General features: G+C 52.6%; 21 protein-coding genes. 16 read left to right on the top strand and 5 right to left on the bottom strand.

Annotation, left to right across the window (positions count from 1 at the left end):
• The first annotated feature begins 221 nt into the window (after positions 1-221).
• On the top strand, positions 222-539 hold the full coding sequence (locus tag D3P07_RS03350) for a hypothetical protein (protein ID WP_119798659.1): 318 nt from the start codon (positions 222-224) through the stop codon (positions 537-539).
• A gap of 81 nt (positions 540-620) precedes the next feature.
• Here the strand turns inward: D3P07_RS03350 and D3P07_RS03345 are convergent, their stop codons facing one another.
• The gene (locus D3P07_RS03345; protein ID WP_119798658.1) at positions 621-974 is read right to left on the bottom strand and encodes a helix-turn-helix domain-containing protein; all 354 of its coding nucleotides are present in this window, start codon (positions 972-974) and stop codon (positions 621-623) included.
• 156 nt (positions 975-1,130) lie between these two features.
• On the opposite strand from D3P07_RS03345, the gene D3P07_RS03340 reads away from it, so the two are divergent.
• Both D3P07_RS03340 and D3P07_RS03335 read left to right on the top strand, forming a co-directional pair.
• The gene (locus tag D3P07_RS03340) at positions 1,131-1,625 is read left to right on the top strand and encodes a hypothetical protein (RefSeq protein WP_119798657.1); all 495 of its coding nucleotides are present in this window, start codon (positions 1,131-1,133) and stop codon (positions 1,623-1,625) included.
• Between the two features lie 88 nt (positions 1,626-1,713).
• Positions 1,714-3,069, top strand: coding sequence for a DRTGG domain-containing protein (locus tag D3P07_RS03335; protein ID WP_259391320.1), 1,356 nt, complete (start codon positions 1,714-1,716; stop codon positions 3,067-3,069).
• On the opposite strand, the gene D3P07_RS03330 is transcribed toward D3P07_RS03335, so the two are convergent.
• The 3 genes from D3P07_RS03330 to D3P07_RS03320 form a co-directional block, all read right to left on the bottom strand.
• Positions 3,066-3,380, bottom strand: coding sequence for a YtpI family protein (locus tag D3P07_RS03330; RefSeq protein WP_119798655.1), 315 nt, complete (start codon positions 3,378-3,380; stop codon positions 3,066-3,068). The two genes, D3P07_RS03335 and D3P07_RS03330, sit on opposite strands and share 4 nt — an antisense overlap.
• A gap of 220 nt (positions 3,381-3,600) precedes the next feature.
• A complete protein-coding gene (locus D3P07_RS03325) occupies positions 3,601-4,110 on the bottom strand; it encodes a sporulation membrane protein YtrI (RefSeq protein ID WP_119798654.1) in 510 nt (169 codons plus the stop codon).
• Positions 4,111-4,113: 3 nt separating this feature from the next.
• A complete protein-coding gene (locus D3P07_RS03320) occupies positions 4,114-4,440 on the bottom strand; it encodes a YtrH family sporulation protein (protein WP_119798653.1) in 327 nt (108 codons plus the stop codon).
• Between the two features lie 127 nt (positions 4,441-4,567).
• Between D3P07_RS03320 and D3P07_RS03315 the strand changes: the two genes are divergently transcribed.
• The 9 genes from D3P07_RS03315 (at position 4,568) to ppk1 (ending at position 16,555) form a co-directional block, all read left to right on the top strand.
• Entirely contained in the window at positions 4,568-8,338 is a 3,771-nt protein-coding gene (locus D3P07_RS03315) for a DNA polymerase III subunit alpha (RefSeq protein WP_119798652.1), read from the top strand.
• Positions 8,339-8,435: 97 nt separating this feature from the next.
• A complete protein-coding gene (locus tag D3P07_RS03310; RefSeq protein ID WP_119798651.1) occupies positions 8,436-8,933 on the top strand; it encodes a phosphatidylglycerophosphatase A family protein in 498 nt (165 codons plus the stop codon).
• Between the two features lie 129 nt (positions 8,934-9,062).
• A complete protein-coding gene (locus D3P07_RS03305) occupies positions 9,063-9,251 on the top strand; it encodes a glutamate decarboxylase (RefSeq protein WP_116042381.1) in 189 nt (62 codons plus the stop codon).
• A 39-nt stretch (positions 9,252-9,290) separates the two neighbouring features.
• Positions 9,291-10,160 (top strand): acetyl-CoA carboxylase, carboxyltransferase subunit beta, encoded by an 870-nt coding sequence (gene accD / locus D3P07_RS03300; RefSeq protein WP_119798650.1) that lies wholly within the window; start codon positions 9,291-9,293, stop codon positions 10,158-10,160.
• Positions 10,150-11,223 carry an acetyl-CoA carboxylase carboxyltransferase subunit alpha gene (locus D3P07_RS03295; RefSeq protein WP_119798649.1) on the top strand — a complete coding sequence of 358 codons (1,074 nt, stop codon included), beginning with the start codon at positions 10,150-10,152 and terminating at the stop codon, positions 11,221-11,223. The genes accD and D3P07_RS03295 overlap by 11 nt, the downstream gene beginning before the upstream one ends.
• Before the next feature lie 95 nt (positions 11,224-11,318).
• Positions 11,319-13,073 carry a pyruvate kinase gene (gene pyk / locus D3P07_RS03290; protein ID WP_119798648.1) on the top strand — a complete coding sequence of 585 codons (1,755 nt, stop codon included), beginning with the start codon at positions 11,319-11,321 and terminating at the stop codon, positions 13,071-13,073.
• Positions 13,074-13,398: 325 nt separating this feature from the next.
• Positions 13,399-13,803, top strand: a complete 405-nt coding sequence (locus D3P07_RS03285) for an acyl-CoA thioesterase (RefSeq protein ID WP_119798967.1) — start codon at positions 13,399-13,401, stop codon at positions 13,801-13,803.
• Positions 13,804-13,970: 167 nt separating this feature from the next.
• Positions 13,971-14,366 carry an FxsA family protein gene (locus D3P07_RS03280; protein ID WP_310732516.1) on the top strand — a complete coding sequence of 132 codons (396 nt, stop codon included), beginning with the start codon at positions 13,971-13,973 and terminating at the stop codon, positions 14,364-14,366.
• Positions 14,367-14,452: 86 nt separating this feature from the next.
• Positions 14,453-16,555 (top strand): polyphosphate kinase 1, encoded by a 2,103-nt coding sequence (ppk1, locus tag D3P07_RS03275; RefSeq protein ID WP_259391357.1) that lies wholly within the window; start codon positions 14,453-14,455, stop codon positions 16,553-16,555.
• On the opposite strand, the gene D3P07_RS03270 is transcribed toward ppk1, so the two are convergent.
• Positions 16,552-18,090, bottom strand: a complete 1,539-nt coding sequence (locus D3P07_RS03270) for a Ppx/GppA phosphatase family protein (protein ID WP_119798645.1) — start codon at positions 18,088-18,090, stop codon at positions 16,552-16,554. The genes ppk1 and D3P07_RS03270 overlap by 4 nt on opposite strands.
• 309 nt (positions 18,091-18,399) lie before the next feature.
• On the opposite strand from D3P07_RS03270, the gene citZ reads away from it, so the two are divergent.
• From citZ to mdh, 4 genes are all read left to right on the top strand, one after another.
• Positions 18,400-19,512, top strand: a complete 1,113-nt coding sequence (citZ, locus tag D3P07_RS03265) for a citrate synthase (protein WP_119798644.1) — start codon at positions 18,400-18,402, stop codon at positions 19,510-19,512.
• Between the two features lie 310 nt (positions 19,513-19,822).
• Positions 19,823-21,118: an NADP-dependent isocitrate dehydrogenase gene (gene icd / locus D3P07_RS03260; RefSeq protein WP_119798643.1), complete on the top strand. Its 1,296-nt coding sequence runs from the start codon at positions 19,823-19,825 to the stop codon at positions 21,116-21,118.
• A gap of 451 nt (positions 21,119-21,569) precedes the next feature.
• Entirely contained in the window at positions 21,570-21,698 is a 129-nt protein-coding gene (locus D3P07_RS27405) for a hypothetical protein (protein WP_259391318.1), read from the top strand.
• Positions 21,699-21,811: 113 nt separating this feature from the next.
• A complete protein-coding gene (gene mdh / locus D3P07_RS03255; RefSeq protein ID WP_119798642.1) occupies positions 21,812-22,756 on the top strand; it encodes a malate dehydrogenase in 945 nt (314 codons plus the stop codon).
• Positions 22,757-22,769: the final 13 nt, after the last annotated feature.

Here is a 22,769-nt window from a genome sequence, read left to right as displayed (position 1 = left end):
TCCTTCCAAGCCAGAAGGTCATGCGATGATTGGATATGGAGGCCTGTAGGTCTTTTACACGAATTAATTCATCATATGAGTTCGCCTAACGGATGGTGATTGCGTGTTCGGGGCGAAGCGCTTCCCGCAGTCATAGAGTCGGAATCCGGATCATAGAATAGAAGCACAAGGGACAAGGCTGATGTTGTCCGCATCGGGGTGAATAAGGAGGAGAGTTGGATATGGACCGCAAACGGAAATTGCCGGGCAAGGGCCGCCATGTATGTTATCTTATAGCTGCTTCGGGCATGCTTTTTTATGCGTTGACTCAATTGGGGCAAAGCGGGGAAGGCGGTGCTGCTCATTTGTTCTGGTACGTATGGCTCGGCTTTACCGCGGTCATCATAGCGGCTAATGTGAATATGCTGCTCATGAGTGAAGGGAAGCGCAGGGAGATGGCTCGCATCAAGTGCGCAAAGGCGCAGCGGTGGGAGCGTGCTCTGGAGAAGCGGATTGCGAAGCGGTCGGAGGTTGTGCAGCGCACCAGAGGCAGAGGATAAAGGAAGACAAGCCGGAATGAGCTTGTACAATAAAAGGCCTCCTTAGGGGGCCTTTTTGGTGTGCGGCAATAGATGCTGGTATTATTCCAAATCTTTGAACTGGACTAATTGCTTGACTAGTTTATAGACGGCTTCCTGTTCCTTGACGCTTAGACCCGACAGCTGGCTCGCGATCTTGTCTGCGTATCGCACGGCCTCGCTGCTTTCCTCGGGAGGCTGCTCCGCCTGGATGTTCACAACTGTCTCCAGCGACGTATGCAGCGCGGCGGCAATCCTGCTCAGTACGTCGATCGTCGGGTTTTTGTCACCGCGTTCGACTTGTCCCATATAAGAAGCGTTGATGTCCGCGCGCAGCGCCAATTGCTCCTGGCTAAGCCCTTTGGCTTTGCGCAGTGCACGTATGTTCTCGCCGACCAAACGTCCGATATCGCTCATAAAGTCACCTCAGCCTAACGATAAAAGGTTAAACGCAGTGCCTCAACGTTATATAGGATGTATATTAATTCATGACTATAGTCATTGACTTGGTGGTGGATGATTTATTATAATTAACATAAATATGACAAATGTGTTAGAATGGTGGGATAATAGTTGAAGGAGCAGGGTGAAGAAGGGATGATGGTAGAGGAATTTGAATTTTATAGAAAGGTTCGGGCTTTTTATTGCAATGTGTCGTTTTCGTTGTCCTTCATCTACCGCTTCTCGCATCGGGTTAACAAGTCCGCGACAGCAAAGGGAACTTTCAGTTGCGGAGTGAATGCGCACACGCAGACTGTGGAGTACTTGATGCAATTGAAATCGGAATCGATAGAAAGGCCCTATAGCGAAAGCGGGTCATTTCTGTTTTCCAACATCTATGAAGCCATCCCGGAACAGGTTATCGATTATATGAATTATCCGATTCACAAGCTTCGCTACCGTGTGCCGATCGATTATGACTGGCAGCAATTTATCGTAGAAGGTGCAGAGAGCGCGATTAATGTGAACACCATGAACGGATTGTTTAAGAAATGGAAGCTGCTGGGGACGAGCGGCCAGCCGGTCGACGCCCATTTAAAGGTGACAAAGGTAGAGTTGAAATGGTAGATTAGGCCGCCAAGATCCAGACAAGCCTTCCGAATTTCCGATTCTTGTTTCCATGTCCTATAATGGAGCTATCGAGGAGGGAATGAACGTGAGCACGATCCATGAGCCAGGCAATGATACGACGACCAAGCATGAGCAAATTCTTCAACATATACAGGGACTTAAGATCGGCACGAAAATATCGGTTAGAGCCATTGCGAAAGCGCTGAGCGTAAGCGAAGGTACGGTATACAAGGCATTCAAGGAGGCGGAAGCGTCCGGCCTCGTCAGCACGAAGGAGCGGATCGGCACCGTGCGGATCGACCGCAAGCGGCGTGACGCGCTGGACCAATTGACATTCGGCGAGGTTGCGCAAATTGTGGAAGGCCGGTTGTTCGGCGGCGGCGAGGGGCTGGACAAAACGCTGCATAAATTCGTCATTGGCGCGATGGAGCTGGAAGCGATGCTTCGATATATCGACAGAGGCAGCTTGCTTATTGTGGGCAACCGTGTGAACGTCCACCGTCAGGCGCTGGAGCAGGGTGCAGGCGTATTGATTACAGGAGGGTTCGAGCCAAGCGAAGAGGTAATCGCGCTTGCGGACGAGCTCTCTTTGCCGATTCTGTCGTCCAGACACGACACGTATACGGTTGCTTCCATGATTAACAGGGCGATGTATGACAGGCTTATCAAGCGTAAAATCATGCTGATTGAGGATATCGTTACGTTCAGCCGTCCGGCGGACGTGCTTCGCACCGGCGCTACCGTATCCGACTACAGCAGGCTGTCCAAGGAAACGGGATATTCGCGTTTTCCGGTCGTTGATGATCGGGGCAGGGTCATCGGAATGATGACGGCGAAGGATGCGGTGGGCTCCAAGGAAGATATCGCGGTGGACAAGGTCATGACCAGGCAGCCCATTACGGCAGCTCCCAATATTACGGTCACGTCTGCAGCGCATACGATGGCGGCGGAGGGCATCGATCTGCTGCCGATCGTCGATCGGCATCGCAAGCTGCTGGGCGTCGTGACGCGGCAAGAGGTGCTGGATGCAATGCGATTCGCGGGCAAACAGCCGGAATCGGGACAGACCTTTGAGGATTTAATGTGGGCGGGCTTTATCCAGACGGAGGAGAGCAGCCTGGACGACGCGGGCATCAGCTACAAAGGGGCGATTACGCCGCAAATGTCAGGCGCGCTAGGCATGGCCTCAGAGGGTCTTCTGACTACGCTTATGGCGCAAGCCGCCAGAAGAATGATCAGGGATACGGGCAAGCGGGATTTCCTGCTGGAGAGCATGACATCCTATTATGTCAGACCCGTGCAAATCGATAGTGAAATTACGATAAAGCCGCGGCCGCTTGAGCTAAGCCGCAAATTCTCCAAACTGGAGATCGAGGTGCTGGACCGGCAGGGGTTAGCCGCGAAGGCGATGCTGACGGCCCAGATGATCGACCCGTATTAACGGTGTGTCTGCTCGCTTGGAGCCATCGAACGGTAGATGCTCAAGTTGCGGATGCCCGCGAACAGGTTGAACAGTCCGATGACGATAAAGATTGCGCCAATGACGATGCGAAGCGTAGATTCGGCGGACAGGAATAGCTGGACAGCGGCGATAAATAGCAGCATGCCGCCCATGCTTATGTTCATTCTAGCGGCTTGTATGCCCCTCGTTCTGGCATCCGCAGCGCGCCGCGACTTGAAACTGAATACGGTCGAAAGCGCCAGCGTAATAAGGATGCCCGGGAATAGCAGCCATTGCAGCAGTTGATCCATGTTACCTATACAGCTCCTTTAATTCGAAAAATAGAGGCCTGAGCCGATAATTGGCGTTCACGGCCTGCCAATCGTTTTCTATTGTATCAGATTGTGTATGTGTTTGCTTCAAGTGCGAGTTCAAAAAGTCCGGTTTTCAGCACATGAGCTTATGCTTCCGATGATGCGTTTTTTCAAAACGCTGCAGAAGATGGGATGAAGCTAGAAAATGACAAACCTATCAAGAAGCGGGAGCTTTGGCATGAGGCAGCGCAATCATCCAAATTTGAAGTACATTGTCTGCAAGCAGCACCGTTTGCAGCTCAACCACATAATCTTTGCCGTTAATGTCCTCATAGACTTTCCTCTCCAGAATTTTGCGGGCGAATTTGGCGTCGGAGTCGACCTCATAGATGCTTTGCCCAAGGAAGATGGAGAGGTCCTCCTTCACGCGCTTGATCAGCTCGGCTTCGGTCACTTTATCCAGGTGGGTCCGCTTGCCATTATTTTCGGCAAGCCTCAGCTGAATGCTTTTAATGACTGTGTGCTGGTTTTTATATTGGTTTAACCCCCGAATGTCTTGCTCGTATTGCTCCAGCTTGGACTCCAATTCATTCTTCGTATGATATAAAGCTTCAAACTGCGCTACGAACAGGGAATTTAGGAGGACAGCTCCGGCCAGCATGCCCAGAATAAAGACGCCTGCAAGCTGCATGCCCCTTATATATCGTTCGAATGGAGGCAGTCTCATCGACTACAGCGCTCCTTTGCATATTAATCGAACCAGTTCGGTAGCCATATGCGCACCAAGGAAGGCGAACAGAATAAAACAAATCTGTTGCGCGACCGGCGACAGCTGGCCTAGAGAGATATTGCTTTCAATGACTCTGACGGGATCGATCGAGCCTCCTATTGCGGCTACGATAGCCCATATTTTCAGCCGGAGCGCAGTGTCCAGCATAACGGTGGCAGGCGGCATCAGCATAAAGACGGAGCCGACGCCCGCCAGCGTGGCTCCTCCGATCACGACGCCAAAGGCGATGAAAAAATCCATACCCGCTTTTGATAAAAAATAGGTCATGCCCGTTGCCCCCAATCCATGATCCCAACGCTTTATACCATTCTATGGGCGTGTCCAACCCGATTATGATAAAATAGCGATAACTTTAAAATGAGAACAGAGGTTTGCTAGGAAAGGTGGTCATACCATGGGCGAAAGTGCCGGACAAGGAAAGGCATTTGTACATCTTCATGCGCATAGCGAATATAGCCTGCTTGACGGCGCCGCCCGCATACGGGATCTGGCTTCCCGGGCTGCCGAGCTTGGCATGCGAGCGCTTGCCTTGACGGACCACGGCGTCATGTACGGGGCGATTCCGTTCTACCGCGCTTGCCGCGCAAACGGAGTCAAGCCGATTATCGGATGCGAGCTGTATTTGACGGCAGGCTCGCGATTCGAGAAAGGCTCCCGCAAGGATAATCCGACCTATCATCTGATCGTGCTGGCGAAGGATGAGACGGGCTACCGCAATTTAATGAAGCTCAGCTCGATCGCCCATCTGGAGGGCTTCCATTATAAACCCAGAGTGGATATGGAGACGCTGGCGAAGCATGCCGACGGGTTGGTCTGCCTGAGCTCCTGCCTGAAGGGAGAGGTATCCCAGCATCTGCTCTATGACCGCATGGACGAGGCGAGGGAAGCCGCGCTTCGCTACCGGACGATATTCGGAGACGACTTCTACCTGGAGCTTCAGGACCATGGGATGCTAGAGCAGAAGAAAGTGGCGTCGGCCATGATCGAACTTGCCCGGGAGACGGGGATCAAGCTGGTGGCGACTAATGACGTGCATTATTTGCGGCCGGAAGACGCCGGCGTGCAAGATGTGCTCATCTGCATTGGTACGGGCAAGACGGTCGAGGATGAGGACCGCATGCGCATGGCGACGGACCAGCTGTATATGAAGAGCGGAGAAGAGATGGCGGCTTTATTCCGCCATGTGCCGGAAGCCATCGACCATACGGCGGAAATTGCGGACAAATGCAACCTGGAGCTGACGTTCGGCAGAGCGGCATTGCCGGTGTTCCGGCCTGTTCCCGCCGGAGCATCCTCCGCTCACTATTTGGCGGAGCTATGCCAGAACGGTCTCGTGTCGCGATATGCTGGATTGCCGGAGTGGACGGACGGCTCGGATTTCCGCGCGAAGGCGGAAGAGCGGCTGTCTTATGAGCTGTCGGTTATTGAAAATATGGGATTCAGCGATTACTTCCTGATTGTGTGGGACTTCATCCGCTTCGCTCATGAACGCGGCATACGCACCGGCCCTGGCCGGGGCTCCTCCGCAGGCAGTCTCGTCGCCTACGCGCTGCGGATAACCGATGTCGATCCGCTGAAATACAAGCTCCTCTTCGAGCGCTTCCTGAACCCGGAGCGGATATCGATGCCGGATATCGATATCGACTTCAACGACGAGCGCCGTGATGAAGTCATTGCCTATGTGTCCGCCAAGTATGGCGAGGAGCATGTTGCGCAAATCATTACGTTCGGCACCATGGCGGCGAAGGCTGCGGTCCGGGATGTGGGCAGAGCGCTGAACGTGCCTTTCCAGGAGGTGGACCGGGCCGCGAAGCTGATCCCGAACCAGCTCGGCATTACGCTGGAGGAGGCGCTGCGCCAGAGCGAGGAGCTGCGATCCGCCTGCGAGCGGCAGCCAAAGACGGACGCGCTGCTGAAGATGGCGATCAAGGTGGAGGGAATGCCCCGTCATGCCTCGACTCACGCCGCAGGTGTCATTATCTCGAAGGAGCCGCTTACAGACTACGTCCCGCTGCAGGGCGGGAGCGAATCGATACCGCTGACGCAATATTCGATGGAGCATCTCGAAGCGATCGGCCTGCTCAAGATGGACTTTCTCGGCCTTCGGACGTTGTCGATTCTGGAGCGGACTCTCGACTGGGTGCAAGAGCTGTTCAAGAAGGAGATCGATTTCCGTACGATAGACGATTCCGATCCCGATACGTACAAGATGCTCGGTCGAGGCGATACGACGGGCATCTTCCAGCTGGAGTCGACTGGCGTGCGGCGAGTGCTGCGAGAGATGAAGCCCTCGACCTTCGAAGATATTATCTCGGTAGTAGCCTTGTACCGTCCGGGTCCGATGGAGTTTATTCCGAAGTATATCGGGGGCAAGCACGGTGTGCTGGATATTGCCTATCCTCACCCGAACCTTGAGCCTATCCTGAAGGATACGTACGGGATCATCGTCTATCAGGAGCAAATTATGCAGATTGCATCCCTCATGGCGGGATTTTCGCTGGGTGAAGCCGACTTGCTGCGCCGGGCGGTATCCAAGAAGAAGCGCGAGGTGCTTGATGAGGAGCGCGCCCACTTCGTAAAGGGCAGCCTGGGACAAGGCTATAGCGAAGAGGAGGCCAACCGGGTCTACGACATGATCGTCCGTTTCGCCGATTATGGCTTCCCGCGGGCGCATGCGGCCGCATATGGCGTGCTTGCATTCCAGACCGCCTGGCTTAAGGCGCATTATCCTGTACCTTTCATGGCCTCTATGATGGCATCGGTTACGGGCAATATGCGCAAGACCGCGGAATACGCCGATGAATGCCGCCGGATGGATATAGAGGTGCTGCCCCCGGATCTGAACGAAAGCAGCGTGTCATTTACGCCTGTGGAATCCGCGATCAGGTTTGGACTGGCTTCCATTAAGAATGTCGGCACTCAGGCGATCGACGCCATTCTTCGGGAGCGGGAGAACGGCCCGTTCGCCAGTTTTCTCGATCTGTGCAAGCGGGTTGATCTGCGCGTCGTCAACAAGCGCGTCCTGGAATCGCTGATTCAGGCAGGCGCGCTGGACTCCTTGCCGGGCCATCGAGCCCAACTGCTTGCTTCGCTGGAGGAGACGGTGGAGACGGCGGTGAAGTGGCGGAAGGAGAAGGAAGAGCTGCAGATCGAGATGTTCGGCTTCGAGGAAGTACAGAATTGGGATGTGGAGCTGCCGGACATCAGGCCGTTTACGACTTCTCAAATGCTGGACTTTGAACGTGAGCTCCTGGGCATGTATTTGTCGGGCCATCCGCTGGATGCAGTAGCAGAGCGGCTTGATCAGCTGGAGCTTGACCGTCTGGTGGATTTGAACGATGCGGCGGACGGAACGATAGCCGTGGTCGGTGTGATGGTTGCGGGCCTCAAGCCTTTCACCAATAAGAAAGGCAATGCGATGGGATTTATGGAAGTAGAGGACCGCATCATGCGAGTGGAAGCCGTCGTATTCCCCGCTGTATGGAAGCGGGTTGGCGCCAAGCTAGCCAAAGACGGGCTTGTCATCGTACAAGCGAAGGTCCAGCATGAGGACGAGGATTTCAAGCTGCTGGTCGATGATGTTGTACCCATTGAGGGGACCGACGATTATATGGCTGCGCAGGTCAGACGACTGCGCAACGCAGCGCGCAGCCGTTCGGCCAGAATGGACAGTAGTCGTCCTCCGGCAACGGCTGGCAGGCCGCAGCAGCAAGCGGCCGAATCGAAATCGCAGCCATTCCGGCCGGCTGCTGGCGCAGATTCATCTTCCCGGACAGCATCTGGAAGAAGGGACCGTTCCTCGCCAGGGGAGGCAACGCAACGCCGTGCCTCTACTGAGCGACCAACCCGTCCGAATGCAGACGGCGATCGGCAGCAGCCTGCCGTCCCGAACATAACTGTGCGTTCTGCTGCCGGCAGCGAGACAAGAGAAGGCAAGCGGCAGCTCCTCTACATCAAAATTACGGAGAGCAGCGAACGAGCGGATGTGCTGAATGCCTTGAAGGAATTGCTGCTGTCCCATCCGGGTACGATCGATTGCGCATTGTTTTATGAACGGGAAGGCAAAGCCATCGCCCTTAGCGCTAGCCATCGCGTGAAGCCTGGGCCTGAGCTGATGGGGGCAATCGAGCAACTGCTGGGCGCAGGTACAGCCGTGATCAAATAAGAGCAGGGCGCTCTTCTTATCGGATTTTGTATTTCTATGCACATTATGGCTTGTCCACGCATATGCATAGAGATACAAGCAGGCCCCGAGAGGAAGGATGTCCGTGAACGCAATCGAAAAATGGCTGGAGACACGCGGCGTAACTGTTGAGGATGTTGCGGAAATCGTATATACACTGCAATCGCCGTACAATTCGGACCTTCGCATGGAGGAGTGCCGGGATAGCGTGCGAGCGGTGCTGGAGAAGAGAGAAGTGCAATATGTACTATATACCGGGATCGCCCTGGATGAGCTTGCCGAGCGCAAGCTTCTGCCTGAGCCGCTTCAATCCATTATGGAGCGCGACGAATCGCTGTATGGCGTTGATGAGACCCTTGCCCTTGGCATTACGAATGTGTACGGCATGATCGGGCTTACAAGCTTCGGATATTTGGACAAAATGAAGCCAGGCATCATTCGCAAATTGAATGTAAAAGGCGAAAAAATCCATGTCTTTCTGGACGATTTGGTAGCCGGACTGGCGGCTGCGGCATCAGCCCGCATCGCTCACGGCGATCCGAAAGCCATCCAATATCATTTGCCCGATTCGCCATAACTATGTTATCATTATGGCATCATATGGCCTTTTGGCGGGATTAGTTTGGTTTTACTAGACAGGACGGCGACAGTCGTGAACGTTCGACAGGTTAACTTTGCTAACGCGGGGTTATCAGGAGGTACCAAGATGTGGACGGTTATCTATATCGCACCAACAGCAAAAATGGCAGAAAACATCAAGAAGCGGCTCACGGAAGAAGGTTTTTTGATAAAGGTCCGGCCCGTCAATCTGTCTAAACAGCAATATGAGATATTGGTTCCGTCAGGCGAGCTTGAGGAAGTGCAGGAAGTATTCAATTCCTTGTTTCGCTCTTGATGGCTAATTCAACATTATTGCGCCTTGAGAGGTGTAACAGTGCAAATTAAGGACTTATTTTCGAAAAAAAAATATGCGACGATCCCTTCGGAGCGTCCCAAGCGTGATATTCCAGAAGGCTTGATGAATAAGTGCTCCAAGTGCGGCACGATTCAATACAGCAAAGAGCTGGAGAAAAACTTGAAGGTGTGCTCGTCTTGCGGGCATCATTACCGGCTGAATGCTTGGGAGAGGATCGGCATGACGCTGGACGACGGCAAACTGACGGAATACGATGCCGCTATGGAATCGGTCGATCCGTTGTCCTTCCCGGGTTATGCCAATAAGCTTGAGCAGCAGAAAGCCAAGTCGAACCTTCGCGATTCCGTCGTAACGGGCGAAGGCAAGATTGGCGGCTTTCCTGTTGTCGTAGCCGTGATGAGCTTCGACTTCTTTACGGGAAGCATGGGCTCCGTAGCTGGCGAGAAAATCACAAGAGCAATCGAAGCGGCTCATGAGAAGAAGCTTCCTCTTATCATTTTCTCGACATCGAGCGGCGCTCGTATGCAGGAGAGTATCCTGAGCCTGATGCAGATGGCCAAGACAAGCGCTGCGCTGGCGAAGTTCCAAGGGGCGGGCGGATTGTACATTTCCGTCTTCACGGACCCGACGACAGGCGGCGTATCCGCCAGCTTCGCGAGCCTTGGCGACTATAATTTGGCCGAGCCCGGCGCTTTAATTGGTTTTGCCGGACGCATCGTCATCGAGCAGACGATTCGTCAGAAGCTTCCGGACAACTTCCAGACGGCTGAGTTCAATTTGCAGCATGGCCAGCTGGATAAAGTTGTGCACCGCAAGGATATGAAGGCGACGCTTACGAAGCTGCTGGACATGCACTGCGTGAAGGAGGAATCGTTCCATGGCGAATGAACTGCCCTTTGAGAAGCCCATTGTGGAATTGCGTCAAAAAATTAAAGAACTGAAAAGCTTGAGCGTCGGCAAAGGCATTGATTTCTCGGAAGAGATTCTTCGGCTGGAGGAGCGCTGCAAGCAGTTGGAAGAAGAGCTGTACAGCGAGCTGACGGCGGCGCAGAAGATGCATCTGGCGCGTCATCATCAACGCCCGACATCGCTCGATTTCATCGGTGAGGTCTTTACCGATTTCATGGAGCTGCACGGCGATCGGCTATTCGCCGACGATCTGGCGATCGTAGGCGGCCTGGCCAAGCTGAATGGCGTGCCGGTAACGGTTATTGGCCATCAGCGGGGCAAGGATACGCGCGATAATATCGCACGCTTCTTCGGCAGCCCCCATCCGGAAGGCTTCCGCAAAGCGCTGCGGCTCATGCAGCAGGCGAACAAGTTCAATCGCCCGATCATTACCTTTATCGATACGAAGGGCGCCTACCCGGGCAATACGGCAGAGGAACGCGGACAATCGGAAGCGATTGCGCGCAATCTGCGAGAGATGGCCGGCTTCGGTGTGCCTATCATCTGTGTCGTTATCGGCGAGGGAGGCAGCGGCGGTGCGCTGGCGCTTGGCGTTGGCAATCGCGTGCTGATGCTGGAGAATGCCATCTATTCGGCGATTTCGCCTAACGGCGCGGCATCGATTCTCTGGAAGGACGCTTCGAGAGCCGACCAGGCAGCAGAAGCCATGAAGATTACGGCCAAGGATCTGCTGGAATTCGGTATTATTGAGCAGATTATCGAGGAGCCGCAAGGCGGCGCCCATCGTGATTTGGAGTACCAGTCGGAGCGCATTAAGGAAGGGCTTTGGTCTCATCTTCAAGAACTGCTGGCAATGAGTGCCGACGAGCTGATTGAGGATCGTTACAACAAGTTCCGTAAAATCGGATATTTCCAGATGGCCGAGCTTGAAGCGGCTGAGGAAGACCGGGAACCGTCCGCATCTGCAGAGCAAGGGAACGGACTGGGCGGACCAGCAGCCAGCAATTCCGAGGGACAGGAAGCTGCCCCGACCCTTAACTAACGTATACAATCGCTATTACGCGGGGGACAAGCCCGTGAATGCGTGTATTTATATTCAATAATGACATTTCAGGCACTAAACGGAGGAAACATAACATGCGCAAAACTAAAATCGTCTGTACAATCGGACCTTCCAGCGAATCACTGGAAAACACAAAAAAACTGATCCAAGCCGGGATGAACGTAGCTCGCCTCAACTTCTCACACGGTGACTTCGAGGAACATGGCAACCGGATCAAAAATGTAGGATTGGCTAATGCCGAGATGGGCACGTCGGTAGCTATCTTGCTGGATACGAAAGGTCCTGAGATTCGTCTGGGCAAGCTGAAGGAAGAGCCGATTGAGTTGGTGCAAGGCGATGCGATTACGCTGACTACGGAAGAAATTCTGGGTGACCGCACGCGTATCCCGGTAACATACAATAATCTTCCGAATGACCTGTCTATCGGCTCGACTGTCCTGATTGACGACGGCCTGATTGGTTTGACGGTAGAATCCATCGAAGGCACAGAGATTCACTGCCGCATCGTGAACAACGGTCCGATCAAGAGCAAAAAAGGCGTCAACGTTCCTGGCGTAAAAATCTCGTTGCCAGGCATCACGGAAAAAGATGCGAATGATATCATCTTCGGTATCGAGCAAGGCGTCGACTTTATCGCAGCTTCCTTCGTGCGCAAAGCAAGCGACGTTCTTGAAATCCGCGAATTGCTGGAGAAGCACAATGCTAGCCATATCCAGATCATCTCCAAAATCGAGAACCAGGAAGGCGTAGACAACCTGGACGAAATTCTGGAAGTATCCGACGGCCTGATGGTTGCCCGTGGCGACCTTGGCGTTGAGATTCCGGCGGAGGAAGTGCCGCTGGTGCAAAAAATGATGATCAAGAAGTGTAACCGTGCAGGCAAGCCTGTCATTACGGCGACACAAATGCTGGATTCCATGCAGCGCAATCCTCGTCCGACTCGCGCAGAGGCGAGTGACGTAGCGAACGCGATCTTCGACGGCACAGATGCCATCATGCTCTCCGGCGAGACGGCTGCGGGCAAATATCCGGTGGAGTCGGTTCAAACGATGTCCCGCATTGCAGAGCGCGCGGAGAATGCGCTTGAATACCGTGAGATCTTCACGAAGCAAGCGAACGCTCAGCAAACTTCCGTGACGGAAGCAATCAGCCAAGCAGTAGCCAACTCCGCTTTGGATTTGAATGCAAAAGCGATCATCACTTCCACACAAAGCGGCTTTACGGCTCGCATGGTATCCAAATACCGTCCGAAAGCGCCGATCATTGCTGTTACAACGGATGCGAAAGTGATGAAGCGTCTGGCGCTTGGCTGGGGCGTAATCCCGGTTAAAGGTGCTGACGCGGATACGACTGACGAAATGTTCGACAACGCGGTCAAAGGCGCAATGGGCACAGGCCTGCTGTCGCTGGGCGACACGGTTGTCATTACGGCAGGTGTACCGGTAGGATTCGCAGGTACAACAAACCTGATGAAAATCCACCACATCGGCGAGCTTCTGGCAAAAGGCCAAGGCATCGGCAGCCAGACCGTTACGGGCAAGCTGGTTGTAGCCCGTACGCCGCAAGAAGCAAATGAGAAGGTACAGCAAGGCGACATTCTGGTTGCTGTTTCGACCGACAAAGAATATATGCCTGCATTCGAGAAAGCGGGAGCGGTTATTACAGAGCAAGGCGGCATTACGAGCCATGCGGCAGTATGCGGTCTTAACCTGAGCGTTCCGGTTATTCTAGGTGTGACAGGTGCTACGGATACGCTGAAGGATGGCATGGAAGTTACCGTTTATGCGGAAACGGGCTTCATCTACTCCGGCCAATCCAAAGTGCTGTAACTTTAACTTTATAAATCGATAGAAAGCGATGGTGCGATCACCGTCGCTTTTTATTCAACTATTGGACTAACCTCTATTGCGGCCGTTTTCTTAAGACGGGCCACGCTAGAGGTTTTTTCTAACCACAAACCTACCTTATGCTTACGAGGCGGGTTTGCTTTGCAAACCTGTAGCCGCTCATCTTGAAAGGCCTCGATAGAGGATTTCTCACCATAAGCTTATGGCACGCTACAATCGCGAACAATAGAACGGGGGATGAAAGTTGGAGACGGAAGGCGCATGGAGATTATATCCCATTCGGGTTAGATATCAGGAAACGGATCAGATGGGTGTTGTTTTTCACGGCAATTATGTAACCTGGTTCGAAGTTGGACGTACGGAATGGATAAGGTCGGCTGGATACGACTATAAGACGATTGAAAGCAAAGGACTGCTGCTGCCGGTTGTGGATCTGCAGTGCACATATGTTGCGCCTGCCAAATACGACGATCTCGTTGTCGTGTGCACTCGTATTGCCGGCAGTTCGCCGCTGCGAGTGGAGTTCCAATCACAGGTTCGCAGAGTGACGGAGGCGGACTTCAGGGCAGACTTGGTGGCGTATAGCAGCGCGCTCCCGGGAGAATTATTAGTTGAGGGCGGCACCAAGCATGTCTGGGTGAATGAACAGTGGCAGCCGGCACGGCTAAACCGGGTGCTACCAGAGTTGTATGCGCTCATTAGCGGCAGGTAAGTGACTGCCTATGCTGTGTGGGGGCTGGTACGCATGATTTAAGTCGATCCTATCGACTTAATCTTGCTCGCAGGTCCGGTGCGCAACATTTAAGTCGACCACATCGACTTATTACCGCTTGCTGGTCCGGAAATAATGATGTGCATGCTACAAGCGAAAGGTGGAATATGATGTATAGATGGATATTGGCGGCGATAATAGTGGTTCCAATCATCGAAATTTGGGGCATTCTCCGAATGGGCGATTGGATTGGCGGCTGGAACACATTCCTGCTCATTCTCGTATTAAGCGCAGCAGGCGCGTTTGTTGCTCAGTTCGAGGGCAGGAAAGTATGGATTGAGGCTCAAAGACAAATGCAATCCGGGCAAATCCCTGGCCGGGCCATGATAGACGGGATATGTGTGCTGCTTGGCGGGCTATTGTTGTTGATTCCTGGATTTTTCAGTGATTTGGTCGGTATCATCATGCTTCTGCCGTTCACCAGACCCCTCTTCCGCAATATGATATTGCAGTGGCTGGAGAAACGAATGAGGAATGGAGACTTTACGATTAGGCGCTTCTAATCTTTACATGAAGTTAACAAATCGATAATGTGCCAAAAATAGTCATCTATCATAATGGTATCGATAGCATATGCTTTGGTTTGCTTTTGCAAGCCACATCGAAAGCGAGGAAATGGATCACCATGACGAAGCAGTTGTCCCCATACGTCAATCGGGATTTAAGCTGGATCGAATTCAATCGAAGAGTGCTCGAGGAAGCGCAGGACACGCGTAATCCCTTGCTGGAGAGAGCGAAGTTTCTGTCTATCGTGTCCAGTAATCTGGATGAATTCATGAGCGTACGAGTGGCTGGTATTCAGGATCAGATGAGAGCGGGATTGACGAAGACGGATTTTACGGGGTATACGCCTGCAGGCCTATGGAAGCGGCTGATCAAACGCGCTACCAGTATGATGTTCGAACAATACCGCACGTATCGTGAAGTGACACGCTGCCTCGCCAAGGAAGGGATATGTATTCGATCGCTGGATGAGCTGAATGCGAACCAGCAGAAGTCCGTATCCGACTACTTCCATGAAATCGTATTTCCGGTCCTTACGCCGATGGCCGTCGATCAGAGCAGACCGTTTCCTCTCGTACATACGAAGGAACTGTATTTGGCGGTACTGCTGAAGCGCGAAGGGGCAGAGGAAGAAGAAGAACCGTTATTTGCCATAGTACAGGTGCCGTCGATCTTATCGAGATTCGTAACTGTACCGGGAAGAATCAATAGCAAAAAGCAAGAGTTTGTGCTGCTTGAAGATTTGATAGAGCAATTTATTCATACGTTGTTCAACGGCTACGAACCATTTTCCGTCCATCCGTTCCGGTTGACCCGCAATGCAGATCTGACGCTGAATGAAGAAGGGGCGGAGGATTTGCTGGAGGAAATTGAGAAGGAGCTGCGCAGGCGCAGATGGGGCATTCCTGTCCGTCTTGAAGTGGCGAAGGGCATGCATCCGTATGCGCTGCAAACGCTCAGGGATGAACTGGAGATTGAAGACAATCTGTTCGAGATCGAAGGGCCTCTTGATCTCAGCTTCCTGTTGCGGTTCGCCGGCAACTTAGTGGGCTATGATAATTTGCGATATGAGAAGCTGGAGCCGGTCTATCCTCGTGAATTCGATGAGTCGGCTGATATGTTTGATGTGATTCGGCAGCGGGACGTGCTGGTCTATCATCCGTATGAGTCGTTCGAGCCGGTCAATGATTTTGTGCTGCAGGCTGCTTATGATCCAGACGTGCTTGCGCTCAAAATGACGCTTTATCGCGTCAGCGGACAATCGGCGCTTGTGCAGGCGCTTGCGAAGGCGGCGGAATCAGGCAAGCAGGTCACAGTCGTCGTCGAGCTGAAAGCCAGGTTTGACGAGGAGCGCAATATCGCTTGGGCCAGACAGCTGGAGAAGGCAGGCTGCCATGTCGTCTATGGTCTTGTCGGGCTAAAAACCCATGCCAAAATATTACTGGTCGTCAGACGCGAGCAAGGGACGCTTCGGCGCTATGTGCATGTCGGCACTGGGAATTACAATGATAATACGGCAACGCTGTATACGGATATCGGCTTGTTCACTTCGCATCCCGTCATTGGCGGAGACGCATCGGCACTGTTCAATGAGGTTACGGGTTATTCCTCCCCTTATAACTGGAAGGCATTTGGTGTGGCGCCTACCGATTTGAGAGAGAAGCTCTTCCGGCTGATCGACCGCGAGAAGTCCAACGCACTCGCAGGGCGAAAAGCGTATATCATCGCCAAGATGAATTCGTTATCCAATCAGGATATTATTGATAAATTGTATGAAGCGTCTCAGGCTGGTGTGAAAATCGACTTAATTGTACGGGGCGTGTGCTGCTTAAGGCCGGGCGTGGCAGGGCGCAGTGAAAATATTAAAGTAATCAGCATCGTGGACCGTTATTTGGAGCATGCCAGAGTGATGTATTTCTACAATAACGGGGAAGAAGAAGTATATCTCTCCAGCGCAGATTGGATGACGCGCAATCTCATGAAGCGAATCGAGCTGATGTGCCCTGTATTCGATCCTGAGCTGCGCGCCATCTTGATCAATATGCTGAGGCTGAATCTGGACGATAACGTCAAGGCCAGAGAATTAAAGCCAAGCGGACTCTATGAGCCGGTTGTCAGCAAGAGCGACAGGCCGTTCCGCAGCCAATTTGAAGCCAAAGTGATTCCACTGTGGAAAGGTGAGGTCTAGTGCTGCATCCGGTAATGGTCGAGCGCAGGCGTGAGATGCCAGTGCTTCTTGAAATCTGAAGCCAGCTCTTCGACCTCCCGCCGCTCTACCGCCAGCGAACCGCGTGGATGAAGCGGCCGCAGAAGCAGCTGCGACTCGGTTTGGCGGATGGCGATCTGTCCGATCGCTTGTGTCTCGCTTCGATCTAACGCCGCGGCCAACTGAAGGATTAAGCCCAATCTGCATATGTGATCGATATCCTGTTCGTGAATCAGCGTGCGATAAGGCGCGGTTTGGGTTTTGATGCGTCCTTTGCTTTTGAACGATGCGATTGCCGCTGTCATAATAATCTCTCTGTGAGAGAGACCATTCAGATGCGAATGGATAATCAAATAGAAGGAATGCCTCGCATAATCGTAATAGTCGATAGATGCGCCTATTCGGTGAAGCTGCGAGGCGGCATCAAGGAGCAGTCTGGAGCGAGCGTCGCCTCCTGCGGGCATATCGCGATGCAGCTCGTCGTATAGCTCCATGGATAAACGGTTCACTTGCATCACATGCTGTCTTGGCGCTTCAGTGTGCAAGGCGTTCAAGTTCTGCAAACTGTAGGCTAATGGATCCTTCAGCTTAGGCTGTGCGGGGAAGCGTGCCGCATGGAATAATCCGTCTCGAAGGCCTGCTCCGCAAATTTGATAATGCGATGCTCTCACTAATCGGAACAATGTACGCAGCACGGCAATGCCCGGCACGATGACATCTGCCCTGTCCTTGGACAAGCCGGGCAGCTTGCGTCTGCGCTCCAGCGGCTGGTTCCTCATGGTCTGGAACAGCTCATCAACGCCTGCGCCTGATAGTTCATAGTTATGCGTCTGTGCGAATGCGTAATGGTGTACGGCCTGGTGCACCTTTCCCAGCGCACGAACCGTGCCCCCCACGCCAACGAGCGGAAGTCCCGGTGCTTCGCGTATCCATTCATGCTTCATTGCGGCCTCGGTCACTATCGCTTCAATCGCCTTCAGCGACTCATCCGACAGCTCTTCTTTGGCGTCGAAGGACTTGTTCAAGCTGACGCAGCCGAACGGAAAGGACACCGAATGAATCAGCTCCCGGTTACGGAATAACGAAAGCTCTGTGCTGCCGCCTCCGATATCGATCAGATAGCCGTCCCTCACGCTAAGCGAGTTGATCATGCCGAGAAAGCCGAAAGAGGCTTCCATTTCGCCAGTCAGCAACTCGATGGTCAAAGAGGTATCGGCTTTAATCCGCTCAAGGACATAGCTCCGGTTCGTCGCGTTGCGGATAGCCGCTGTCGCAACGGCTCGAATATGCCCGATACCATGATGCGAGCAGATGCGCATGAAATGTCGGAGCGTCTCAACAAGCTCAATGACCGCTTCTTCGGTTAATGCGCCTTCTTCATCTATTTTTCCGCTTAGTCTGGCGGATCGTTTGCTGGCATCTACGACTCGGTGGGCACCGCCTGCCGTTCTCTCGTACACGACGAGCCTGACGGAGTTGGAGCCGATGTCGATGATGCCGATACGTTGTCCAGTCATGGTAAACCTCCGTTCCGGCATAGTAACTTGCCGTCTGTAATGGGGACATTCTATCACATCGACCCGGTTTTTTCGAAGTATATTGGCATTTGGATTGTGGAATAATGAGCTGTCGGGAACCTGTTCAAGCACAGACAGCACGTACCGGACGTACATAGCCGATTCAAATAATCAATGATGCCGATAAAGCATTTTTATGTCTCATTTTGTTGGCTTCATTGGAAAAATCATTTATGATTGAAGATAGTGCATCAATAACGTTACCATTCCTAGAATGAGAACTATATCGAGTATAAAGGAGAGAGAACGATGACAGCAACTAAAGGTCTGGAAGGAATCGTCGCAGCAGCGTCTTCCATCAGTTCGATCATTGATGGAGTCCTCACTTATCGCGGCATCGATATTGACGATCTTGCAGAAAACGCTTCCTTTGAAGAAGTAGCTTATCTGCTCTGGTACGGCAAACTCCCTAATCGTTCCGAGCTTGACGGTCTGCAAAAGCAGCTTGACGAATATTCGGAGGTGCCTGGCGCAGTAATCGATCAGATCAAACTGTATCCGAAAGATACAAACTCCATGGCGGCTCTTCGTACGGCAGTATCCAGCCTTGCGCTGTATGATGCTTCGGCGAACGACATGACTCCTGAGGCTAACCAGCTGAAAGCGATTAAATTGCAGGCGCAGCTGCCTACAGTTATCGCTGCTTTCTCGCGTATTCGCGAAGGCAAGGAACCGGTTGCACCGAAGAAAGGCGTATCGATCGCGTACAACTTCCTCTATATGCTCACTGGCAATGAGCCGGCTGAAGTGGCAGTGAAGGCTTTGGATCAAGCGCTTGTCCTGCATGCCGACCACGAGCTGAATGCTTCCACGTTCGCTGCTCGCGTAACGGTAGCGACGCTTTCCGACATCTACTCCGGCGTAACTTCCGCAATCGGCGCTCTGAAAGGCCCTCTGCATGGCGGCGCGAACGAAGCCGTTATGGTTATGCTTGAAGAGATCGGCACATTTGCGAACGTTGAAGGCTACATCGGCAACGCTCTTGCGAACAAGCAAAAAATTATGGGCTTTGGTCACCGCGTATACAAAAACGGCGACCCGCGCGCCAAGCATTTGCAAAAAATGTCCCGTGAGCTGGGCAAGCTGACTGGCAACATGGAGCTATACGAAATGTCGGTTAAAATCGAAGAGCTCGTAACAGGTCAAAAGGGTCTGAAGCCGAACGTTGACTTCTACTCGGCATCGGTATACACAGCGCTTGAAATTCCGCGCGACTTGTTCACGCCAATCTTCGCAATCAGCCGCGTATCCGGCTGGTGCGCACATATCTTGGAGCAATACCAAGACAACCGTCTAATCCGTCCTCGCGCGGACTATGTCGGTCCTGTCAATGCAAAATACATTCCGATCGAGCAACGCTAATTTCGTTCACAAACATTCCGCATAAAGCGAGGGCAAGCGGCAAGCTTGTTCTCCTTCCCGTGCGGGCTGGTTATCGTGGCTGAAGATCGCTATACTTAAGGTTGATGCTAACGATGTAAGTTTTGCTCCAATCAGCTAATCGTTGATTACCATGACAAAACTTAGGTCTATGCTTACGAAGTAAGTTTTGCTCCAATCAGCTAATCGCTGATTACCATCACAAAACTTAGGTCTATGCTTACGAAGTAAGTTTTGCTCCAATCAGCTAATCGCTGATTACCATCACAAAACTTTTTAGGAGGAATTATTCATGGCTAAGTTCGAAAAATACGCTCTTCCAACTGAAGGCGAGCAAATTTCTATTGACAATGGCGTGCTTCAAGTGCCAAACAACCCGATCATCCCGTTCATCGAGGGCGACGGAACAGGCCGCGACATCTGGCGCGCTTCGAAACGCGTTCTTGACGCTGCTGTAGAAAAAGCTTACAGCGGCTCCAAAAAAATCGCTTGGTACGAAGTTTTTGCCGGCGAAAAAGCATTCAACGAATACGGCGAGTGGCTGCCTGCTGATACACTGACAGCTATCCGTGAATACATCGTAGCAATCAAAGGTCCTCTGACTACGCCTATCGGCGGCGGCATCCGTTCCCTGAACGTTGCGCTTCGCCAAGAGCTTGACCTGTACACTTGCCTGCGTCCAGTTCGCTACTTCGACGGCGTACCTTCCCCGGTTAAACGCCCTGAGCTGGTTAACATGGTTATCTTCCGCGAGAATACTGAAGATATCTACGCTGGTATCGAGTACGCTGAAGGTTCCCCAGAAGTGAAAAAAGTAATCGAGTTCCTGCAAAAAGAAATGGGCGCTAACAAAATCCGTTTCCCTGAAACTTCCGGTATCGGCATCAAGCCAGTATCTGCTGAAGGTTCGAAACGTCTGGCTCGTGCTGCAATCGAATATGCGATCAAGCACGGCAGAAAATCGGTTACGCTGGTACACAAAGGCAACATCATGAAGTTCACAGAAGGCGCGTTCAAAAACTGGGGCTATGAAGTGGCTGAGCAAGAGTTCGCTGAGCAAACCTTCACTTGGGGCCAATACGACCGCATCAAAGACGCTGAAGGCGTTGACGCTGCGAACAAAGCACAAGCAGAAGCTGAAGCTGCTGGCAAACTGATCGTGAAGGACGCTATTGCGGACATCGCGCTTCAACAAGTATTGACTCGTCCAACTGACTTCGACGTAATCGCTACTTTGAACTTGAACGGCGACTACCTGTCCGACGCTCTGGCTGCACAAGTAGGCGGCATCGGTATCGCACCGGGCGCGAACATCAACTACCTGACTGGACATGCTATTTTCGAAGCAACTCACGGTACTGCTCCTAAATACGCGGACAAAGACGTCGTGAACCCAGGTTCCGTCATTCTGTCCGGCGTTATGATGCTTGAGCACCTGGGCTGGCAAGAAGCGGCTGACCTGATCTATAAAGGCATGGAAACTTCCATCAACAACAAAACAGTAACATATGACTTCGCGCGCCTGATGGAAGGCGCAACAGAAGTGAAATGCTCGGCATTTGCTGACGAAATCATCAAAAACATGTAGTTTAGGTTTCCCGTTCGCTGGCGGCTATCAAGCCGCTCGAGGGATCGCCTGATTGAAGCTACTTTAACTCTCCCATAGGGGGAGCCATGGCGATGCGCCTCTGAATTCCCGCTCGAAGCACGAGGGAGTACAGGGGCGCATAGGCATTGTTGGGCTTAAATGATCGTTGTAAGCCGAGAAACTCGGCTTAGAGAGTGCACAGCGAGCTGTTGGAGCACTGCAAGCCGAGAAACTCGGCTTAGAGAGTGCACAGCGAGCTGTTGGAGCGCTGCAAGCCGAGAAACTCGGCTTAGAGAGTGCAGAGCGAGCCGTTGGAGCGCTGCAAGCCGAGAAACTCGGCTTAGAGAGTGTACAGCGAGCTGTTGGAGCACTGCAAGCCGAGAAACTCGGCTTAGAGAGTGCAGAGCGAGCCGTTAGAGCGCTGCAAGCCGAGAAACTCGGCTTAGAGAGCATGAAGCGAGCCGTTGGAGCGCTGCAAGCCGAGAAACTCGGCTTAGAGAGCATGAAGCGAGCCGTTGGAGCACTGCAAGCCGAGAAACTCGGCTACAGTACCGCGCGATCCACCTACATACCCGGTTAGCAGGCAGGCAGTGTGGCGGTAGACGTATCTTTTGATGTAGATATGTGTATAAAAGGGTATAGATGCATGATCATGTGATTGCGTGAGATATGAAAATAGGGAGGTCATTGATTATGGCTATTCAACGTAAGAAAATTACGGTTGTAGGTGCAGGTTTCACGGGCGCAACGACGGCGCTTATGTTGGCGCAAAAGGAACTTGGCGATATCGTGCTGGTCGATATCGCGCCTCTGGAGAACCCTACGAAGGGCAAAGCGCTCGATATGCTGGAGGCTACTCCGGTTATCGGCGTCGATGCGAACATTATCGGTACATCGAACTATGAGGATACCAAGGATTCTGATGTTGTGATCATTACGGCTGGCGTAGCGCGCAAGCCTGGCATGAGCCGCGATGATCTCGTGAACACCAATGCCGGCATCGTCAAATCTGTCTGCGAAAGCGTAAAGGCGACAAGTCCCAACGCTTACGTAATCATCCTGAGCAATCCGGTAGACGCGATGACATACGTTGCCTACCAGTCGCTTGGCTTCCCTAAAAATCGCGTAATCGGCCAGTCCGGTGTCCTGGATACTGCCCGTTATTGCACCTTCATCGCGCAAGAGCTGAATGTGTCGGTTGAAGATGTTCGCGGGTTTGTGCTTGGCGGGCACGGCGATGACATGGTGCCGCTTGTGCGTTACTCCAACGTAGCAGGCATTCCGATCGAGAAGCTTATTCCGGCTGACCGCATCGAAGCCATCGTCAAGCGTGCGCGCGTCGGCGGCGGCGAAATCGTCAATCTGCTTGGCAATGGCAGTGCGTATTATGCACCTGCTGCTTCCCTCGTCCAAATGACGGAAGCTGTGTTGAAAGACAAAAAACGGATCATCCCGGTTATCGCGTACCTTGAAGGTGAATACGGATACGAGAATCTGTTTATGGGCGTGCCTGCTGTCATCGGCGGCGACGGCATTGAGAAAGTAATCGAGCTTGAGCTGACGGCTGAAGAGAAAGCGGCACTTGATCAATCCGCACAATCCGTACGCAATGTGATCCAAATCGTAAATGCTGGTTAATTCATACAATAAA

The sequence above is a fragment of the Paenibacillus sp. 1011MAR3C5 genome, from assembly GCF_003591485.1.
Taxonomy (GTDB): domain Bacteria; phylum Bacillota; class Bacilli; order Paenibacillales; family Paenibacillaceae; genus Pristimantibacillus.
The sequence above is the reverse complement of the archived record's forward strand: the minus strand, read 5'-3'. Positions and strand labels throughout refer to the sequence as shown.

What these genes read in the sequence shown, in the direction of transcription:
- D3P07_RS03350 (WP_119798659.1), top strand. Translation starts at nt 222, where the DNA reads ATGGACCGCAAACGGAAATTGCCGGGCAAGGGCCGCCATGTATGTTAT.
- D3P07_RS03345 (WP_119798658.1), bottom strand. Translation starts at nt 974, where the DNA reads ATGAGCGATATCGGACGTTTGGTCGGCGAGAACATACGTGCACTGCGC.
- D3P07_RS03330 (WP_119798655.1), bottom strand. Translation starts at nt 3,380, where the DNA reads ATGGATCAACTGCTGCAATGGCTGCTATTCCCGGGCATCCTTATTACG.
- D3P07_RS03325 (WP_119798654.1), bottom strand. Translation starts at nt 4,110, where the DNA reads ATGAGACTGCCTCCATTCGAACGATATATAAGGGGCATGCAGCTTGCA.
- D3P07_RS03320 (WP_119798653.1), bottom strand. Translation starts at nt 4,440, where the DNA reads ATGACCTATTTTTTATCAAAAGCGGGTATGGATTTTTTCATCGCCTTT.
- D3P07_RS03315 (WP_119798652.1), top strand. Translation starts at nt 4,568, where the DNA reads ATGGGCGAAAGTGCCGGACAAGGAAAGGCATTTGTACATCTTCATGCG.
- D3P07_RS03310 (WP_119798651.1), top strand. Translation starts at nt 8,436, where the DNA reads ATGTCCGTGAACGCAATCGAAAAATGGCTGGAGACACGCGGCGTAACT.
- D3P07_RS03305 (WP_116042381.1), top strand. Translation starts at nt 9,063, where the DNA reads ATGTGGACGGTTATCTATATCGCACCAACAGCAAAAATGGCAGAAAAC.
- D3P07_RS03295 (WP_119798649.1), top strand. Translation starts at nt 10,150, where the DNA reads ATGGCGAATGAACTGCCCTTTGAGAAGCCCATTGTGGAATTGCGTCAA.
- pyk (WP_119798648.1), top strand. Translation starts at nt 11,319, where the DNA reads ATGCGCAAAACTAAAATCGTCTGTACAATCGGACCTTCCAGCGAATCA.
- D3P07_RS03285 (WP_119798967.1), top strand. Translation starts at nt 13,399, where the DNA reads ATGGGTGTTGTTTTTCACGGCAATTATGTAACCTGGTTCGAAGTTGGA.
- D3P07_RS03280 (WP_310732516.1), top strand. Translation starts at nt 13,971, where the DNA reads ATGATGTATAGATGGATATTGGCGGCGATAATAGTGGTTCCAATCATC.
- D3P07_RS03270 (WP_119798645.1), bottom strand. Translation starts at nt 18,090, where the DNA reads ATGACTGGACAACGTATCGGCATCATCGACATCGGCTCCAACTCCGTC.
- citZ (WP_119798644.1), top strand. Translation starts at nt 18,400, where the DNA reads ATGACAGCAACTAAAGGTCTGGAAGGAATCGTCGCAGCAGCGTCTTCC.
- icd (WP_119798643.1), top strand. Translation starts at nt 19,823, where the DNA reads ATGGCTAAGTTCGAAAAATACGCTCTTCCAACTGAAGGCGAGCAAATT.
- D3P07_RS27405 (WP_259391318.1), top strand. Translation starts at nt 21,570, where the DNA reads ATGAAGCGAGCCGTTGGAGCGCTGCAAGCCGAGAAACTCGGCTTAGAG.
- mdh (WP_119798642.1), top strand. Translation starts at nt 21,812, where the DNA reads ATGGCTATTCAACGTAAGAAAATTACGGTTGTAGGTGCAGGTTTCACG.